We start from the raw sequence: 19,652 nt of genomic DNA, 5'->3' as shown, positions 1-19,652 counted from the left end.
ATTATTTAAATTTCGAATCAAAATCGTCATCTTCTGGAATCAAGTTTTCTGTTTTACTTGCGTATTCCCGAATAAAAGATGAACCTGTATCTTTATTTGTATTTGTTTTTACTTCTACCAGATCCACAAGCATAGAATTTAGTTTCAACTTGGCCTGTGTTCCCACATCATTGTTAACAGTTGCCTGTTTAATCAAATCCTTCACTTCGTCTGTCTCAAATTTGTCTGCCGCATTAACAGCGCTGAACTTCGCTTTGTAATATGTATTTTTTTCATTAAGTGCTTTATTAAATTCTTCTTGTTCCCATTTATCTTTATATGGTTTAACAAGTTCCATTTCAGCATTCAATTTAATCAACTTATCACTTGCTTGCTCATACTTTTCAGTAATCTCATTCAATTGAGTTTGCAAATTTTGAACCTCTGGAACTTTAGCCCATTCCCGTTTTTCTTTTACTTCCGACTTTGAATCAAAGTCAATTACAATAGCTTCATCATTCTTACTATACTTATAGTCAAAATATTTTGACTCTGTGCTGTTTTCAATGTTCACTACAAAGTGATCATCATAAACGTCATAAATAAAAGAGTATGCATCTTCCCCAATTGTTGGGTCTAGCTCCTTATAGATTTGACTTCGCACATCACTATGCGACAATTCAAAAATTTTCTTAAATAGCATATCCGTATCCTTTCTATCATTCGTATTTGTATTGGCTTGAGCAACAAACTTTTCAAACTGCTTGTACTCATTGAAACTGATCAGTTTAGAGGAGTCATACGCAGGAGCAACGGCATCATATCCACCTCTGGATTCACTTCCAAGATGACAGTGACCTTCAAAGTACACTGGTAAATCAATATACTCGATCCCATCTACAAAGGAGAAATTTGAGTATAGGAACTCACAGCTTGTTTTAATATCGACTCCTCTTGAATACCATTCCATTAGCAAATCACATGCATCACTGTATCTTGATCTATGAAGAACTGCATCGGCAGCTAATACTTCTCTTTCTAACCCATCTACACTAATTGTTGTTATGTATCCATCTGTAGTAAATACTCCAATCGTAGCAGTATTCGTTTTTACTTGATCGACTCCATATTTATCTTTTTCTAAACTTGCTTCATGTCCAGTAAAGTTGTCTGTGTTGGTGTTAGTCTGAGTAACAGGAATGTAATTAGCAACAATAGGTTTATTTTTCACTGTTTTTGCAAGTGAAAGAGCAACTTCTTTACTGATGATTGTGTTGTTCCAAGACTTTTCAAAATCTAAGATTACATATGTTGCCTTAAGAATGGTTGGGTCATTGTCAACTGTCTCTACTGAGTTTAGTTTTAAATTTAAATCCTTCTTCTTATTCATTTCTCACCTCCTTTAAGAATCTGGAGCGTTATTAGCATCCAATGTTCTAGTTTTAATTGTATTTTCATTCTCTAATTCTGAATCTGATAGTTCGTTGCGACCACTATCTACAGATGAAGAACTAGTATGACTTGTAGCGTAGGGTTTAATCTTCTCTTGAAGCTTCAAAATCTCAAGTTCGTGCATACTTTGCTCTGTGTATTCATTGAAATTCAAACCTTCTAAAGTATCGATGATTGGCTTGACAGCAAAACCTTCCGAATGAAGTTTATACAACATCTCAAGTCGTTTATCGCCAGAGATAGGCATATTTTTGTCATATTCAATGTAATAGTTATCCTTCTCCTTATTCGGAAGAATCAAGTTCAGTAACTTACCGTATACTTCTCTTTCGATATCCTCAAGCAAGACTCCGATACGCTTATACATGATCTCTAGATTGAGTTTAGCAGACGAAAAGTTGCTTCCTGTACCATTTAAAATCGCAGGAGAGAGTCCATATGAGGATTGAATATCTGTATTCACAGAATCAAACTTATCAGGGTCCAATGCTTCTGATTTCATGTCAGGGAATACAAGATTTGCAAACTCAGGAATAGTTAAAAGGGTTACTCCGTTGGCATCATTTTTATCTAATCCATTTTTAACACCTTGATGTATCTTTCTTTTTACATCTTTCCTTAATTCAAGGTTTGCATATTTGCTATTCTTTTCACTACCTACAGTTAATACAGCCAACGCATTGATTATCTTGTTAGCGACTGACTTTTCCATATTCTTAAGATGATCTTTGTGAATGATATCCATCAAGCCTGTAGTTCCCCAACTTGTACCAAGTTTTTGATTTCTCTTAGCAGTTCTCGTTCTTAGTACAAATGTTCTTTCCGAAGGAAGTTCGATATATCGCAGATCATTGTTTGTCTTGTCTGTCAGATACTTTCTATAATTTAAATTAGGAATGTATTTCATATAGGCTTCTGCTTGAGCAATTTTTTGATTTTCGTTCAATTCAACTAAGTCATCAAAGTAAGCCAGATCCATAACAGCTACCCATTCCCCTTGTATCCTGTGTGAAGGATAGATGTACTTTAAATTATCAAAAACTACTGGATAAAGATTGTTCTTTTCTCCCATCCACATTCCGACTAAAGAGCCAGCGACTACTTCCTGTACTGCAATGTCACGAGTCAGAGACTTATGTTTAATCTTGTACATGAACTTATTAATTGTAGACAGATTTATCTCATGTTTATTGCTGCTTTCGAAGACTCCAGTCTTATAATTAAGGGAAGGAAGAGTTCTGACAAGTTCAATCATTTGAGAAACTTCGGCATAAGCAATATAAAAATATTGTACGACACCTTCAATTTCTTTCTGATATGCATCCGGGCTTGAAAAATACTTTTTCAACAGTTTAGCGTCGACAGTATTAACTATGCCTTTGGAAAACATCTGAGAAATAAACGAATCTATGTCTAAATGATTTTCATTTGCACCATATTCCCTCTCAATTGAAGGATCGATATTTGCCATTAATTCTTAACACCTCCTCTCTAGTAATAAACTAGTTCATCATCATCATCATATTCATCTGTTTGTTGCAAAGATCTTTCAATCTCTGAAGCAATCTGATTTCCATATGAGATTGAGCTATACCTGTCTTTTCTTTTACCTGAAGGCTCTTTCAGTTTAATCAATCCGCTATCTGTTCGTTCTCCTTCTAGAGAGATCATTTCATTAACTAGAAGCGTAGTTTGAATAAATGTATTCTCCAGTTTCACTTGAGTCTCAACCTGCAATGAAGAATAACCCTTTAATGATCTAAGATATTCCTTGGCATCGGTCTCATTTACAAGCAGATGTACTTTACCTCTTTTCAATCCATCACGCATTGCGATTGCTGTATCACTATTGAATTGTTGAGAGGCTTTAATACTATAAATTACTTTCGGAGCAGACGGATACTTACATCTTGATGCCATTTTTTCATCATTAATACAGCTCCAAGGTTCATACTCTATTCCCCGTTCCTTGTCTGCAAGAGGAATAACTAAGTTATCGAATATACCAGTTCCCGCGCTCTGTGTATCAAGGACGACATAATCACAATCTAAGTCATCATAAAGTTGTTTGATCCTGACTGCTTGAGTGACCGTATGTCCACCAGTCATACTCTCTATGTATGAAACATATCTGTTCATTCCAGTAAGGTTTGGTATTAATCGAATTAAACTATATGCTGATGCATCATTATCCTTACCTTCAATGGTTGCTATATCACATGATAGTATTCTGATTTCGCCATCTTTTTTTGGTATGTATTTAAACGAAGGATCTTTTAGTAAGTCATAGTAAGGTTTTGGATATACAGCTTGATTTATTTTTCTATTCTTCTCGATATCTTCGAATTTAAAGAACGCTTTCTCAGACTCCCCAAAGAACAAACAGCCCATCTCAATACTAAAGGCAATATCGTCAAAATCGTCTTCCTGCATTTCATCCAACACCTGATCCTTCATTAGCAAACTCTCTTTTATTGCTAATTGATAAGGAAGGCCACATACAAAATAATTCTTTTCATTTAGTATTGAATTAACATACCCTTTGAACTTATTCCATGACCAATGAAACTGATACCATGCCGAAGACAAATATATTTCCTTGTTTCTTTCTTGTAAGTGGGCGTATTCGGGTTTATTCAAGTATTTAGGCTGACGAGGAGCTGTGAGAAATTTACGGAGTACTTTATTGATGATGTCTAGATCTACTTTTACGAATTCATCGACAATAATACAGTTTGCGCGCTTACTTCTCGCTCCATCGTTCGATGCCACCACTTTTATCCAACTACCATTATGAAATTCAACTCTAGGGTCATTAGAAGAAGTTGATAAATCCGATATCTCCCTTGCTAAGTTAGGCAAGTTCTTTTTCAAATCATCTATTTTTTCTATAACTTCTCTTGCCTGTTTCATGTTTTTTGAGGCTACAACTATCTTTGTTTCAGGCCAAAGGATGCACCTAATCACACAATAAATAGCAGTAAGCCAAGTCTTACCCTGTCCACGACTTGCTATATACATGAAATAAAAAGAGTGATTCATCATATAGATAAGAATCATTTGAAAAAGCTTGAGGTTAATTCCGAGGTATTCTTTAGCAAATCTGTGAGGGTTAGCACGATAAAAACTAGCCCATAGGCCCACGCCATTCATAAGCCTATCGCTTTTATTTGTGTTCTTATTAAAATTCCGACTTTTTTTAAAGACATCGTTCCCTCTTGATGACTTATTTCTATTCACCTGAAAATTCTTGTATCCGCTCATAGTTGATTCTCTTCAATTTCAGCATCATATTCTGGAGTGTCTACAGTATGCTTTGCTAATTCCTCTTCGTACATCTCAGAGTATTTATTCTTCTTGCCTAGCATCTTACTTAAGTGACCAAAAAACCAAATGTTTACGTATTGTTTGATCCCATCAACATCTTTCCACTCTTCATCTGGCTCAGGGATAGGCTTATCATTTTCAAATTTCTTAATCAATGTACCAAAGGTCGCTTGTTCTGTGGCATTAGCACCTGTTTCCTGTACTGGCTTAATGTTTGAAGAACCCAACAGTTCTTGTAGTGTTTTCAATTCTTTATCTGTGGGCTTGTTTTCTTCGCGAAGCTTCCTGATCTCAAGTTTCTTATGTGAAATTTCTTGGAACAGCATCTCTTGAGCATATGAATCGCACTCGTATGAGTTTAAAAATGTTTCGTATTCAGATTCTAAATACAGATAATCTTCTAGTTCAAAGCCTTTACCCCACATATGACGAAGTTGTCTCAAATCTTCCTCACTAACGCCTAAGCTCTCGTCAGGGAATGCCTGTGTTGTTTGTTTAAATTCCGATCCGAAGTCTGAATCTTTATATCTCAACTTACTATGCTGCTGCAAAGATGAGATTTTTGGAATGTACTTACTCCAATCCATTTTGGACTCAATCCATGTCGCCTCCAAAAATGGACGATTCATTAGTGCCAACACAAGTTTTACATTATCTAAATGATCACTATCTTCTTTATTGCCTATAAAGTCAGTAATGCAATTCTTACATATCTGAAGTCTTTCTGACTTAAACAATGGATTAACATTTGTATAATAATTACTATGTCCTGCTTTGCTTTCTCCACAGTACATACATGTAATTTTAACTGTTGTCTTACTCATTCGTTCACCTTCCTTGACTCCCGATGTAAAAAATAAGTAGGGTTGGGAGGGAGAGCCCGTTTTACATTCCTTAATACAGGAACAACCTACTTACAAAAACAAATAAGAAATAACCCGATTCTGTGTTAGCAATCAGGTGATCGATTTATGTATTCTTGCTTAGTTGAACCAAAGTCCTATAAGGACATCAGTCATTTAAAATTACAATCTAATGTTATATGTAAGTGTCCGACCTTTGTTTTCTTCAATAATCATTACTTTAGCACCAGCATTCGATGTCTTTTTAAGTTTAAGTGAGTAGTCATCAATACCAATAATAGAAGGGGATTGCACATACTCAATATCTCTTACGCCATTCATACCAATAGTCTTCTCGTGTGAGTGATGCAAATGTCCGCTCAACAATAGATGGACGGGTTTACTATACGTTAAAGAGTAATCCTTGATACTGTTTTCTAGATTCTTTTCGTTCTCGCCATGGACAGCCAACGTTTTTGTGCCAAGAATATCAAGGTACATAAATTCATTGCAGTTAGTTACTGAAACATTCTTATTATCCTTTAGATTTGCTGAAATCAACTTAGTAATCCACTTTTGAGCATTTTCATGTGGGAATTCATCTCTTTTGCCTGACAGGAGTCTAAGCTGATCATGATTGCCAAAGATTGAGTAGTAGTCAACTAAACAATATTTAGATAACTCATTTAACCATTGACTCATAAATTCAGCAAAATGGATTGCCGAATCAGTGACTCCCATTTTTAGACTCATTAACTGACTCATGCGAAGAATGCCATCAATGCTATCGCCTAAGTTGGGAAGTGTGACATGGTTAATTTTTTGCTTATCGTTAATAGAAACAAACTCTTCAAGCAACTTCCACATACGCTGCTCTAGAATCTCTGGGCTGTATTCGTTGAGAAGTTCACCTTCCCATCCAAACAGTTTAAAGGAGACACCGTCATGGAGATCACAAACGGGGAAAAGAAAGTCACGTTTTACATTATTCTTTTTGATATGAATGTTTGGAATATGTATAGTTGGGCGATTAATTACTGCTTCTACAATCTTTTCTTCAAGCAAATCCGCTCTACCTTGCTCACGAATCATTTTGTTATACTCAATTTTTTCAGTTTGAAGCTTATTACGCTCTTTTTTTAATTCAATAGTTGCATCTCTAATTTCATCTACAACTTCATTATTAGTATATTTCTCAAGTACAACAGGTTTCCACTCCAGATATGCAGAGTACTTTTTACGCCATCTAGACTCTGAATACTCATCACCTGACTCTTTGTTAAGTAGGTCAGCAGTCTGAACCCATGTCAAACCGTACAACTCTTGATTGTCACCTAGTCGAATTAGATAATCATTGATTGATTCATCAGATTGCTTTAAAAGTTCGTTATGGATCATTCAGTAGTCTCCAGTACATGGCTAGGGCTAAAGTCTGAACTTAATGTGATTGAAAACTGCTCACCATCAAACTCTTGTAGTAGTGCTTCGAGATTGAAAATGGTTGTATTATCTTTGTCTTTATAAGTAATAGTCATATCATCCATACAGAGTACACCAGTACGGTTCACATTCTTCGTGTCTTTATTCTTTGCCATTGTATATATACTCTCCCTATATATTTATTAGATTAACGATTCATTTTATACAAATTACCTCTGACTTCACAACAAATCTCCTGTGCATCAATTTGATTCTTAGTTTTCAATGATCCACCAGTTAGGATTGCTGCTTTCTTCATTTCAGGATTAGTGTGTTTTCTAAATTCAGATACGTGAAGTCTCATATTGTCCATTCCAATACTCTGTGTCTTGGTGGTGCTACCTGCATACTCATTAAACTGTTCATATTCTGTATCACTTAGATTTGCTTTAGTTGGTCGAATAGGCTTAATCATTTACGGATCATCCTTTTGTCAAAGTACTGGATTAGACGATTACCATTACGCTTAGCTAAATCACTTGTGGGCTTACTTGCTTCCGTTCTGATTTGTTTAGCAACATCACCATATACAATTGGAGTAGCTGCTAATTGAGTTTTAAGATTCATTATCGTCCTCCAAATTAGGTTATATCGTGAAACAACAAAGAACCCTTATATATCAAGGGTTAAGTGTGAAATCGTATGTAATTGGTGTGTTGATATCGTGATAAAGCTTATGTATCAAGGAATTATGGATGTAAACGTGATGAATATTGGTTGTGTCGAGTAAATTTGAGGTGGATTTTGGATAGGAAAATAGGTGAAAAAAACAGTGTTTATGCGGAGTTTACGATGATGGGTACGACACCATTTACGATATAAAACAGGCTGAAATTTAGGGATAAAGCAGAAATCCAACATTGCGGTGTAGGGATAAGTGCTGTCGGAATATTTGGAAATTCAATCTCGATTTTGGGTGTAAATATACCCCCCATCCTATCTCTAAGGAATACACAACCTTACTTGTATACTCTTTAGGACGCACTCTTACACCTTGACGGAATGACTCAAGAATGGATCAACAATTGTTAAAAAATTACCAAATTTGAGGATTTAGCTTTGAATTTTCACAATTTCTAATCCGTATGGGGGGCTATGCTTAATTATCGTGAGGGTAACAGTGTAACCGAATATCATGACTTATCAACATATTATCCACAATGGTATTTTTTATAACTATATTATCTACAAGTATACTACCCACAACTATATTGTTAACAACTTAATTACTCATCACTATTCCATCTCTCATACGTACCACATTATCACTCACTGTCTCATAACTATAACCAGTCCAATATGCTGTCTGTGTACTCTACATAGTCAGGGTCATCTACTAAACTCTGTGTGGTACTCAATCCTAATAATATACCACTCACACACTCAGCCAATTCCGATTCCATTTCCTCATTTGAAATTTGATTTTCATTTTTGATTTTTTCATTTTCAAAATATGGATTGTCTACATAGTTATAAGTTTTGTTCTGTCTATCAACTGTGATTACTAAATCATATTTGAAACTCTTCTCTGTTTCGACCATCATTCTAATGGTCAGAATATCATCCTCTATGTACCATCCATGGAGTTTGTTAGTCATATCGCATACACCATCCCTCTATATGATGTATCCAGTATATGTCATAACAAATACCTTATCAATGCATATAACAACAACAAAACTCCTTTTAAGAATGAATATACATTTGATTTCACTGGTTGGATGTAGTATAATAAAGAAGTGGAAGAGAGGGGGTGAACACTTTGAAAGAGTACATTCCATACATAATACAATCACTTGGACTCATCCTCTCGCTTGTAACCTTCATCATAACCGAACGAAGAATCAGGCGAAAAGAAAAGGAAGAACGCTTGAAGGAACAACAAGCGGAAATGAAAAACGGCGTATATCCTCCACGAAAGGATAAACACCGCAAGTAGCACCAACACTAGGGGAACTGAGCTACATGGTTCCTCTAGACCTACAATAATTATATAACATAGACATAGTATATGCAACGCCTTACATTATCTCATGAACAGGAGGAAACATACATGAAACGTACACCAACAGCTATTGTATATGTATTTCTTATGATTGCCGCAATTAGCACTTTCTTTATTAACTATACAAACTCATATACCAGTAATATTGTGAGAACATTAAGCTTCCTTACATTTGTTATTTCTGTCATTGGACTGTTTAGATTACGTAAACTAAAATAACAAACATTATGCTGTAAGTACATATTTAGCCACGATGTAGGTTACTTGGGACTCCTGAAATTTCAGGGGTCTTTTTCTATTTCAATTTAATTATGAATGGACATATTTCCAAAGCCAACAATAGTACAAAATACTTTAAGAATGAAAATAAATATAGACAACCGATATCGGTTGTGGTATAATAAGTATATAAAGAAGAGGAGGTGATAACAAATGAAAGAACTACTACCCTACATCATCCCAACACTCGGATTCATCCTTAACCTTACAATCTTCCTAGTGGGTAGGATGGATAAGAAAGAAGAGAAAAAGGAAAAACGCCTGAAAGAAGCACAGGCGCTGAATGGACAAGGTGAGCAACTCCCGCCAAGAAGTAGAACTCACCGATAGGTCTAACAAGCTAGAGGAATCCAATAGGGTTCCTCTTACTCCTTAATTATACACAATCTTATTGACTATATGCAACGTGTTACATTTTCAAATAATTGAAATTAAATAAAGTTTAATATTTCGTCATAGATATTTGACAACCGATAACGGTTGATGTATAATTTAATTAGGATAAGATAACAGATAAGGATAATACACGGAGGTGTATAGATGAGCAAAACAATTAATATAGCATTAACAATATTAGCATTTATCATTGCCATTGTAGTACTTGCCTTCATGGAAAAGAACACGTTCAATATTATTATTGGTAGCGCTGCTGTTGTATTGGGTCTATATAATGTAGTACAACTAATACGTAGACGTTAGGAGTGTATTTCATGGAATCACAAAGAGAACATATTGAATCAGACATGGACAATATCATGAAACGTATCATGACAACTGAAGAAGCAAGCGAGTTATGGGGACTATCTCCTGTACGTATCAAGCACCTGTGTAGTGACGGTAAAGTCATAGCCCGTAAACGTGGAAAGACATGGTTTGTATATAAAGATCAACCTAACCCGAAACAATCCTGAAGCTCATCAATTGGGCTTCTTTCTTTTTCTTTTAACGATCAAAAACTTGATCATGTTCAGGAATATATCCCGAACACTGTCAAATCATTGAGTACCAATTACATCATTTAGATATTCCAACATTCGTCCAGCATCAAGCCAAGTACATTCAAGAAAATCAGGATATTTCAAGCTCAGTTCACGAATAGACTGCAATGACAAATCTCTAGTATCCCAAAGTTCTTGACGATACTTCTTATCCATTTCTTTGCTCCATTCAAATAGGGCTAGTGGATATTCCATATCTTCGATAATAGACATTGCATATTCTGTGTCTTCGTCTAAATATTGAATCTCACACTCTTCATTTCCAATGGATCCAGTACCACCTTCGGGATGTGGACTACATAGACCACTATCTGCCCATACAGTTACATGCGAGGCAACAGTGCTTGAACTATCTCCTACAAACAAATTACCATTATTGTATTGGATTTTGATATTCCTCTGATTGTCACTAATTGTAAATTTAGTTGACTCATCAAATGAATTGCCTTCTGAACTGACGGCACCTTTGTATTGAAACTTGATGTTTCCCTCATTGTCAGTAATTTTAACAGGTGGATAATATTCTTTAGTAATAATCAATTTGTAACGTCTCCCTTTTATATATTCTTATTTGTGGAGCCATCACAGCTCATCTTGTTAGCAACCAGATATCCTTGAAATACTTGAGTATCATTCCTCATTTTGTATACACCTCATTACACAATAGGAAAGGAGGCTCTCATTAACCGGAGAGCAACGGCCTGCCTATAGACAGTCATCCCGTAACTAGCATTAGGGACTTAAAATGAATGAAGAATAATACGGAGTTGAGGAAGGAGAAAACCATATCTTCCCCTCCACTACAGACGTATCTAGTAAAACCTCTCAGCCCAGATAGGGCAAGGGATTTCAGCGTTTTCTAACATGCTACATTTTCATTTTTTAATATTATTTTTACGTTTAAAACTCTTTTGACACACTTTACATCTTTTTTGACGGTTGGATTTTTTAATTAACAATCTTCCACACTCTCCACAGTTACCTACATTCTCACCCTTATATCTCAAATATTCGTAAATGAAGTGGGTAAAGTCCTTAATTGTAATCACTGCTTTACTATCCTCATTACCGTATGTAACACGATAACTTGTTGAAGCTGCTTTAAATGGAGTCTCTAGATATTCTAACTGAATCAACTTATTCATCATTCTATTTTGCTCTACTAATCCGTCCTTTATTCCTGCATCCTTCATTACCTCTGATACATCTTCATTAATCCAATATGTATTTTTATTGTTCTTTTGGTTTGCAACCTTAGCGTACACAAGAAATGAGAATGCTATTTTTTCGAGTCGAATACTCTTTAACTGCTGTATACTATCTAATTCGTCCTGAGTGATTACTACCTCTTCAACTTCTATAAGCGGTTCCTTATTCGCTTCTACTCTTTTTTTAATTCTATTTTTATTACCTTGAACAATCTTAGTGATATCCTTATACCATAGAACTGAATTATACTTGTGCATGTGTGTCTTTAGAAATTCATCAATTGAATCCTCAGTTTCCTTTGAAGTGTACCCTTCAGCAATAAAGTATTTAGCAAGGCTATTGATAGTCTTCCTAGGGTATTTGTCTACTTTTCCTGATTTCAAAATTTCCTCTGCTTCATAACGTTCATTCAATACTGTATTAATAATTATCAACCTCCATTTGAATTTCGACCATTTTAAATCTGTTGCCACTGTATTCAATTTCTCCCTTTTCATCGAGTACAGGGAAGTTAAATGTATATCTGTTCTTTCTCAACAGGTTGAGAATAATTTGCTTTCCAGCCACATCCCATGCAAACTGCTTTGAATTATCAGTCTTGTAACACAAATCAACAACCATGTTACACAGATCCTCTTCATTGTTACAAATACTCAATGCTTTTACTCTAAATCTCTTTAAGAACATACGTCTCGCTTCTTCTTTTTCTTCACTATCTTTTATGACATCTTTCATGCTCAGGATATAGCTCTTTACCTCTGCACTATAATTCTTGTATAACTCTTTAATTTCCTTGAAACGGGCTTGAGAATACTTTTTATCAGTTTTAAGTATTTCCTTATCAAAATTGTTTGTCTTTACATCTCTAGGTACATCCTTAAATGCTTCTTCAACTCTCCAACAAATTCTATTCATCGTTGATTGAGCAATTGAGACTGGAATATCTCGATGATAGTCATCAAGAAACGCTTTTTCCTTTTTATTTAAATCAGTCTTTCTTTTCAACTCTTCAAAACTAATACCAAATCTAATTGAGCAATTGCGTTCAACTGCTTTTATGTATTTCTTGTAATTTCCTAATTCTGATGAATCTTTTTTCCAGATAAAGAAGTATGGTTTCTTATCAACAACTATGCTCAGGTTGAATTCTCGTCTAGCTCTATCTTCATCAGTTTCTGGTAGTGGTATGTATTTGCCGTTTTCATCAGTAATTGCTTTTCCCTTTTCGTCAGTAACGATAGGTGTATAGCTCAATTTAGGGGTATACCATTCTTTCGGCATGCCTTTTGCTTCAATTCCCTTAGTCTTATCGATAACATTTTGCTGAATCATCTGACCACTCATGATACGGTAGTTCACTTCTCTGTATTCGTCACTGTCTTCATCGAATCTAGACAGTACATCGAACATAGATGTGATTCTGTTTGTTGTAATTCCAATTTCATCACCAAAACTTGCTTTATTGGCAGCAATCAAATCTGCTTCTGTGGGTACTACTTTTCCTACTGGTTTCTGCATGCATACAAGTGCATCCAATTCATGGACATTATTCATGATCACTTCATCATCTGTTGTAAATACTTGGTCGCCATCAAAATCAGCACCGTTTAAGGCATGAGTAGCTGTATCCCAACTGTTTAGGATTGTTACGTTCTTCATATAGCGATACCAATATGATGTATCCTTGTCTTCCTTCATTCTAAATACACGAATATTGTTATGGTTGGTCATTGGCGCTCTAAACGCTGCTATCTTCTCGACTTTACGTTCAATCCAGTACTTAGAGTAGTATTCTCCACCCTTTAACAATCCAGTGAGTGGCATACCGAATATATTTTGACACAATGTATACGGATCACCAGACATCATACTGAAATTCCCCTTAACCCTGAGTACGCCTGTTTTAGCTTCATCAATTCTTTTATGTATCATTTTGTAGACATGTTTACGAACAAATGGATCGTTTATTATTTCTTTATCAATCATTAAAGCTTGTATGAAGTCTGGATTATCATGTAGCACATCTTTCTCACTAATCTTTTTACCTCTAAGATAAAGCAGTGTCTTCCTATAGTCTCCACCAAGTACTTCTTTAATCTCGGTTACTGTTCGACTAATTAACTGATCAATTTCACTATCTGACAATTTTAGCGATTGAATAAACTGATAATTCAAATCGCCCTCATTGTCCAAGTTCTCAGGTGTGGTCTTGGTTACAGCAAAGGCATAGCCAAACTTATCCCAACACTCTTTTACATGCTCTAAGCTCGTATACGAATCCCACAGCTTCATCATTGATGTAGTTAGAATCACATCATAGTCCCTGATATCCCTTGTAACTCCCCATGCGTCTTGAACCATGTATGACTTAGCAATATTCTCAGCATAGTCAAGGAAATCGAATGGATGTAAAACACCTTTGGTGTAACCATGACGGACAACCATACTGGCATAACCATCAATACCCAATTCTTCACTCCACTTTCTACTTCGATCTGGCAACATTAATCCAAATCCGTCTGAAGCGTTCATAGCACTGTCACCCTCAAAAGAATAATCCTTAATTTCTTCAATAACAGGGGCATCTGAGTACCTGTCGTCAATGGTAATAACATTTGACTTAAATGAGGTCATTGCATCCTGTACAATTAATACTCCTTTTGGATTTGATAAAAGTGTGCTTGCTGAACACGCGAGTGCTTGATACGCTTCGAGCTTGGCTGGAACCATTCTCTTTGTGATATCTCTACCCATATTCAAACGTTCTTTTAGATATGGATACACGTCATTTGTTACAAACACTACAGTTGAGTCTTTGCCACCTCCAGTAGTAGCAAGCAAACGTTTATAGTTGTGACCATTAATTTTGAAACCTTTCTTTGAACACAATCTATCAAAGTCCTTCTTTGACTTCATAACAATCATTGCATAGTGTTGATTATGCAACCGTTCATTCAATTCTTTGTACAGTGATGCAATGTTGCGCTTGTTCTCTTTGTTAGTATCCAACTTCCGTAATCTTTTGATTTCCATCTTGATTCTATGTATATCTCTTTCACGATCAAAGTCCTCACCTAGACTATAATGCTCTTTTTCCCATCCCTGAATGAAACGTAATGTCTGACTACTACCAAGTGAAACAATTTCTTTATTCTCTCGTGCTTGTTCTAGTGGTAAATTTAGATTGTACTTTTCCTTCTTTATTCGTGTGGAATTTATTTTCAAAACATGACTCTGATTTAGTTTGTGTTTCGCCAAAAATAAATCCTCCTTTTTATTTAATTAGAGTTCAAACAACATCAAAAAAAACAATTTCAAACATGGTGGATTAGCTTTGCGAAGCCACCTGTAAATACTGTGTATACATGTCTAAAGTCTAAATTATAGTAATACTTATTACGGGTGATTTTCTCCAAGAGGATTTCCCTGTGTATATTGGATTATTTCCCTATACATCTTGGATAATTTCCCTGTCTATCTTGGATGATTTCCCTGTAGGAGATTTCAACACATTTTATCTAGATTCACATAGTAGTGATTGTTGTACTTGTTGAAGATAGGCATGTCATTTTCATCATATTGATAATCCCAAGTAATTTTGTGTTTCTCTATCTTAATCAAGTATTTCTGTGAAAGGAGTTTATTGTGCTTTCGAATTGTTTTAGGATCTTTAATGTTGGTTTCTCTAGAGATTGTTTGTTCAGACGGAAAGCAAAAGTGACGATTAGGAATCTTTCTGTTTATTCGGCTTTCGTAATAATAAAGCAATCGTGCTGCTTCCCTAGTTATTGTAGTATCTCTTACCATTTCAAGAATTGTGATAGGAAGCATTGTAAATGTTTTTCCTTCTGTATCAAGTTTTGATTTATTCAATGAGAAATTGACGGGCTTACCTTGAACAAATTTATCCGGTGTCTTAATGAGTAGATAACCTGAGTCGTAAAGGCTTAAAAGTGACTTCTTTAACGTCTTGTTATCCTTTATATTGACCCAGTATTTCAGTTTGTTGATATCCTCATAGAAAGAATATTTATAATTATGATCGTAAATGGCTGCTTTCAAGTAGAGTAACAGCGTAAAGTCATTTGGTGTGATGCTAGGATCTCTAATTGATTCGTCAGGTAGATGTATCTGTCTTATACTTTTTTGAGTCAAGTATCCACCTCTCCCTATTTTTATTATGTGAGAGTGAGATTAACCCACCCTCTATGTTGTGCTGCTATGGCGTGATCGTTATGAATTCGGGTATGTATATTTATTGAATCATTCTCATAGTACTCATACTGTTCAAGAGTTGTTGCTTGTAGTTTTCTACAATGGCTTCAAAGGTTAGTTCATCTTCATCAGTGGCTTCGTAGTAAAATTGCTGAATGTCACTCCATCTGTAGTCACGGTAAGCCATATAATCTGCCAATGACAAAGTATCGATGTAATCTACTGCGGCATTGAATTTAATTCTAGGTGTTTCTGAGAATCCACATGCACGGTCATTGACTCTGTTACGGTAAATAGACCACAAACCATGAATCACTTTAATCCATTGTTTATAATATTCTGATTTACGCGATCTATCTTCTTCTAGTGATGGAAACATGTTTTTTGTAATTCTAGTGGCCTTATTGGTCATTTCACGTTTCAGCACTTTCACTTGTCCAGTTGAAACACGGCTGTCTTGACGAGTCTCGTTATACAGTTTTACCATAAATTCTCCCAGTGCTTGAATCTGGATTTTAACATTTTGAAATTCATCATTGGCAATGTCGAGCTCATCCCGCGTTTTAATGCTAGTATTGTTAGGGTTCATTTTTTGCAAATCATTTTTTTTATTATTCTTCATATATTCATTCTCCTTTTAGTTAACTTCGTATTCTGTTACATCAATAACTTCTTTAACTTGTTGACGTTCAATGTTGCCTACATAATTAATAAGGTTGTTAGTGTATTCTTCCAGTGCCTTTGCCGCTTCAAGTAGCTCTCTTTTAACTGTTCTGTCTACGCATGCCATGGCTCCCTGTAAATACAGTGAAGGTGCGGCTTCCTTTAGGAATTTCTGAATCTTAATTTGCAATTCAAACATACTTACATGTGCTTGGGATTTAAGCAATGCCTCTTTTTTCTGAGTGTTCAATAATTCAAAATCATCCGACTCTATGTATCGCTCAAGAGACTCCTTTTCCCTTTGTATGTTGCCTATAGCTGACTGCAATGCCTTCTCGTTGTTCTGAGTGGCTTCATATTGCTCTTTAAGGCGCTTAATTTCTGCTGTGACATGTTCTGGTACGACTTCTTTGATTACATCACGATGGACAACCTTGGGTATATTGTCTTCTTTTAATGATGTAATTGTGTCTTGCAAAAGTTGATTCGTGTCTCTGAGATTTTCAATTTCAGTTCGTATTTGCTTACTTTCTTCAAGTGTAAGTTTGTCTATGTTTCCTTCTTTTAGGTTGAACAATGAGGTTTGTTCTTCTTCTGTCAGATACGCCAACTGTTCGGCTGCCCTAACTCCAATAGAGCCAACAGATACAAGTGTCTGAATTTCTGGAATTAAATCATTAAGTTTGATGAGACGCTTCATAGTACGTTCTGATTCGCCCATAGACTCAGCTATATCTTTAATTAGGACCATTGGTCCCATTAAATTTTTTCTTCCCTTTCCTGCCTTCCAGTACTCCTTTAAGAAAGCACCTTGTCTCCCCTTCTTAACCGGATCACTCTCAGCTTCCCCTCTACGCTCTGTATTCTCAGCAATTAGCATGTACTCAGCTTGCCATTCATCTACATCCATAATCTCTACTGGAACCTCCAGTAGTCCTAAATCATTGGCAATACGATAACGTTGGTGTCCTGAGATAATTGTATAAGCAGTTGTCACTTTTAATGGATCGCGTATACCATATGTATCAATGCTACGTTTGATTTCTTCGTACTTATCACCAGTAATGTCGGTAAAGTAAAAATCATTCTTAGGATGTGGATTTAATTTGTTAATGTTTATTGTTCCCATATAAATTCTCTCCTTTTCTTGGTTTTCTCTTCACCAGTCGATGGTACAGTATGTTCCTTAGTTAAAAATTCTTCTCGATCAACTAATTCTGGCAGAGACACCATTTCAAATATTTTTCAATAGCTAAAAGTTAATCATAAATATCTTCAATATTTTTTTATTTTTATTCTTATTAAATCCTAAAGCAACAATTTCTACACCTTAACCACCACCTTTCGTATTCATCGGTCAAACCTCCACTGGCAACTTTGTATAGTATGTATCAATTAATGCATCCAGCTTCTCAATGTCTGTCTCTTTCAATTTTCCTATCCCTCTTAAGAAGCTCGAAAGTGCTGGTCTAGAGATTCCAATAATTTCAGCAAGAAAGGCTTGCATCACGCCTCTCTCTCTAATTAATTTCAATGTACGTTCTTTGACTTCGGCATTCTTGATAACTTTATTCATTTCTCAATATCCTCTCGATTATAATAATTTTAAAATCTGATAAAAAATATGTATTGTTCAGCTCTTGTTTTCATTCTATCCACCAGACATCAAAATGTCAATATGTATTTTTATTCTTATTCGAGGATATCAGGGGAACAACATTATTCTTTGTCGTTGCCCTGATTACCAAATTCAACTGCTCTCATCTTCAAACGCATTAAAACACCTGAATCTTCATTAAGAATAAGACTTATCAATTCCTCTTTGGACAATGACTTAAATACGTCATCAGAAATCTTGTTGTGCATACGCATACTTGGTCTATTGGACAGATCTTTTGTTTCATTGTCATATGATACTTTAGTTGTATGGATATTAGAGTGTCCCAATTGCTCTTGTGCTTCTTCAAGTGTTCCAAACTTTACAGCAACATTACGAAAACTATGGAAAACAATATTACGAGTCTCTGAGATATTTAGTTCTGCGCGCAATGTATCCATCATAGCTTGAATTGCCTTGTTCCCAAGGTGAAATAATCTATTGTCAGTGTATTGTTGGTAGTAAGGTTGTTCTTTAATTTTCAACAGTTCCTTGTAAAGTTCAACAGGAATACTGTTCTCATGAACGTCTCCACCTTTGACTATAACCTTCACTTCATAATAGTTACCCTTAAAAGAAAAGTCATCCCATTTCAAAGACAGTAGAGAACTCTTACGGAAGCTTGTTGTATAAGCAAGACGAATAAGAGCTGATTTCTCCTGTCCTTTGCGTTGCTTCAATACTAGCTGAGCCATTTGTTCAGCTTCATCTGCACGAAGAGAACCAGCGTGTTCAGGATTTTCTTTCAATGATTTAAGTTTAAGGTTCAAAGATTTCACGTTATACTCGTTGATCTCCAGAAACGTATACAGACTTTGGATAGCTGCTGTCATATTGTTGATAGTTGTGTTGCTGTAATTCACATCATGATTGCGTAAATAGGACTGGTAATTCGTGAACTTTGCATTCTTGATGGCTAGATCATCAGGTGTGAGCTCTTCTAGAGTTTTGCCTGTGTACCACATGAAGAAAATGCGAATAGAGCGCTCATATGTCTGCTGAGTGTGTTTACTTGTGAATGAGTCTATAAACGAGCGTATGTCTGCGTAGACTGACTGCGTGTGCAAACCTGTAACGTTCAGTAGTACATTATTGTTCATATGTATCTCCTTCCTTTATATAAGGATATATTATTAATCAACTCTACCTGTCTTTATCCATACTGCAAGTACTTCACTGGGAACATAGAATCTTTTCCCAATCTGAATTGGATTTAACTTATGCAAGACTTCACTTGCTGCGTTTCTGCCTAATTTCAATCTCACCATAATATCCTTTGTGTGTAGTAGCTCTTTTTCTATGATTCAATAACATCCTTTCATTGCTATCTTAATACACAATTCAGTGCTAATTCTATATCTGATATGGATTAATCTAGCTATACCTTTAATTTCGTTGCTGTAGCAAAGATAGTGTAAGTTGGCACGGACATATCGTGAATGGAGACGTTGCTACAAGTTTCAATGAAAGTATCATTCCAATGAGTTTATTATGTATATTCTTAGTTGTTATATGAATTATTGGTATGTCTTCTGAGCATAATGTTG

General features: G+C 35.5%; 20 protein-coding genes. 3 read left to right on the top strand and 17 right to left on the bottom strand.

Features of this window, described 5'->3' with window-relative positions; all coding sequences use genetic code 11:
- Position 1: 1 nt before the first annotated feature.
- The 9 genes from MKY95_RS10100 to MKY95_RS10060 all read right to left on the bottom strand — a co-directional run bounded on the left by MKY95_RS10100 (position 2) and on the right by MKY95_RS10060 (position 8,677).
- Entirely contained in the window at positions 2–1,369 is a 1,368-nt protein-coding gene (locus MKY95_RS10100) for a hypothetical protein (RefSeq protein WP_339198550.1), read from the bottom strand.
- 12 nt (positions 1,370–1,381) lie between these two features.
- Positions 1,382–2,902, bottom strand: coding sequence for a hypothetical protein (locus MKY95_RS10095; RefSeq protein ID WP_339198547.1), 1,521 nt, complete (start codon positions 2,900–2,902; stop codon positions 1,382–1,384).
- Between the two features lie 20 nt (positions 2,903–2,922).
- The gene (locus MKY95_RS10090) at positions 2,923–4,695 is read right to left on the bottom strand and encodes a terminase family protein (RefSeq protein ID WP_339198544.1); all 1,773 of its coding nucleotides are present in this window, start codon (positions 4,693–4,695) and stop codon (positions 2,923–2,925) included.
- Positions 4,692–5,582 (bottom strand): hypothetical protein, encoded by an 891-nt coding sequence (locus MKY95_RS10085; RefSeq protein ID WP_339198540.1) that lies wholly within the window; start codon positions 5,580–5,582, stop codon positions 4,692–4,694. Before MKY95_RS10085 ends, MKY95_RS10090 begins: the two co-directional genes overlap by 4 nt.
- Positions 5,583–5,783: 201 nt before the next feature.
- Positions 5,784–6,998 (bottom strand): hypothetical protein, encoded by a 1,215-nt coding sequence (locus MKY95_RS10080; RefSeq protein WP_339198538.1) that lies wholly within the window; start codon positions 6,996–6,998, stop codon positions 5,784–5,786.
- Positions 6,995–7,195 carry a YonK family protein gene (locus tag MKY95_RS10075; protein WP_339198536.1) on the bottom strand — a complete coding sequence of 67 codons (201 nt, stop codon included), beginning with the start codon at positions 7,193–7,195 and terminating at the stop codon, positions 6,995–6,997. The genes MKY95_RS10080 and MKY95_RS10075 overlap by 4 nt, the downstream gene beginning before the upstream one ends.
- Positions 7,196–7,227: 32 nt before the next feature.
- Positions 7,228–7,494: a hypothetical protein gene (locus tag MKY95_RS10070; protein WP_339198534.1), complete on the bottom strand. Its 267-nt coding sequence runs from the start codon at positions 7,492–7,494 to the stop codon at positions 7,228–7,230.
- Positions 7,491–7,646 carry a hypothetical protein gene (locus MKY95_RS10065; protein ID WP_339198531.1) on the bottom strand — a complete coding sequence of 52 codons (156 nt, stop codon included), beginning with the start codon at positions 7,644–7,646 and terminating at the stop codon, positions 7,491–7,493. Before MKY95_RS10065 ends, MKY95_RS10070 begins: the two co-directional genes overlap by 4 nt.
- A 716-nt stretch (positions 7,647–8,362) precedes the next feature.
- On the bottom strand, positions 8,363–8,677 hold the full coding sequence (locus tag MKY95_RS10060) for a hypothetical protein (protein WP_339198528.1): 315 nt from the start codon (positions 8,675–8,677) through the stop codon (positions 8,363–8,365).
- Between the two features lie 839 nt (positions 8,678–9,516).
- Between MKY95_RS10060 and MKY95_RS10055 the strand changes: the two genes are divergently transcribed.
- From MKY95_RS10055 to MKY95_RS10045, 3 genes are all read left to right on the top strand, one after another.
- The gene (locus tag MKY95_RS10055; RefSeq protein WP_339198526.1) at positions 9,517–9,693 is read left to right on the top strand and encodes a hypothetical protein; all 177 of its coding nucleotides are present in this window, start codon (positions 9,517–9,519) and stop codon (positions 9,691–9,693) included.
- Positions 9,694–9,903: 210 nt separating this feature from the next.
- Complete coding sequence (locus MKY95_RS10050) at positions 9,904–10,062, top strand: hypothetical protein (protein WP_339198523.1); 159 nt, start codon at positions 9,904–9,906, stop codon at positions 10,060–10,062.
- Positions 10,063–10,073: 11 nt separating this feature from the next.
- Positions 10,074–10,274 carry a helix-turn-helix domain-containing protein gene (locus MKY95_RS10045; RefSeq protein WP_339198520.1) on the top strand — a complete coding sequence of 67 codons (201 nt, stop codon included), beginning with the start codon at positions 10,074–10,076 and terminating at the stop codon, positions 10,272–10,274.
- A gap of 84 nt (positions 10,275–10,358) precedes the next feature.
- Here MKY95_RS10045 and MKY95_RS10040 read toward each other — a convergent pair whose 3' ends face one another.
- The 8 genes from MKY95_RS10040 to MKY95_RS10005 all read right to left on the bottom strand — a co-directional run bounded on the left by MKY95_RS10040 (position 10,359) and on the right by MKY95_RS10005 (position 19,205).
- On the bottom strand, positions 10,359–10,901 hold the full coding sequence (locus MKY95_RS10040) for a hypothetical protein (RefSeq protein ID WP_339198517.1): 543 nt from the start codon (positions 10,899–10,901) through the stop codon (positions 10,359–10,361).
- Between the two features lie 335 nt (positions 10,902–11,236).
- Positions 11,237–11,983 carry a hypothetical protein gene (locus MKY95_RS10035; RefSeq protein WP_339198514.1) on the bottom strand — a complete coding sequence of 249 codons (747 nt, stop codon included), beginning with the start codon at positions 11,981–11,983 and terminating at the stop codon, positions 11,237–11,239.
- Between the two features lie 7 nt (positions 11,984–11,990).
- Positions 11,991–14,828, bottom strand: coding sequence for a hypothetical protein (locus tag MKY95_RS10030; RefSeq protein WP_339198511.1), 2,838 nt, complete (start codon positions 14,826–14,828; stop codon positions 11,991–11,993).
- A gap of 246 nt (positions 14,829–15,074) precedes the next feature.
- Positions 15,075–15,725: a hypothetical protein gene (locus MKY95_RS10025; protein ID WP_339198508.1), complete on the bottom strand. Its 651-nt coding sequence runs from the start codon at positions 15,723–15,725 to the stop codon at positions 15,075–15,077.
- Positions 15,726–15,825: 100 nt separating this feature from the next.
- The gene (locus tag MKY95_RS10020) at positions 15,826–16,407 is read right to left on the bottom strand and encodes a hypothetical protein (protein WP_339198505.1); all 582 of its coding nucleotides are present in this window, start codon (positions 16,405–16,407) and stop codon (positions 15,826–15,828) included.
- 15 nt (positions 16,408–16,422) lie between these two features.
- Positions 16,423–17,577 (bottom strand): ParB N-terminal domain-containing protein, encoded by a 1,155-nt coding sequence (locus MKY95_RS10015; protein WP_339198501.1) that lies wholly within the window; start codon positions 17,575–17,577, stop codon positions 16,423–16,425.
- Between the two features lie 228 nt (positions 17,578–17,805).
- Positions 17,806–18,024, bottom strand: coding sequence for a helix-turn-helix domain-containing protein (locus MKY95_RS10010; RefSeq protein WP_339198499.1), 219 nt, complete (start codon positions 18,022–18,024; stop codon positions 17,806–17,808).
- Positions 18,025–18,167: 143 nt separating this feature from the next.
- Positions 18,168–19,205, bottom strand: coding sequence for a tyrosine-type recombinase/integrase (locus tag MKY95_RS10005; RefSeq protein ID WP_339198496.1), 1,038 nt, complete (start codon positions 19,203–19,205; stop codon positions 18,168–18,170).
- Positions 19,206–19,652: the final 447 nt, after the last annotated feature.

Source organism: Paenibacillus sp. FSL P4-0176, from assembly GCF_037975265.1.
In the GTDB taxonomy this organism is placed as follows: Bacteria; Bacillota; Bacilli; order Paenibacillales; family Paenibacillaceae; genus Paenibacillus; species Paenibacillus amylolyticus.
Note: the sequence above shows the minus strand (reverse complement) of the source record. Positions and strands in the feature narration are given on the sequence as shown.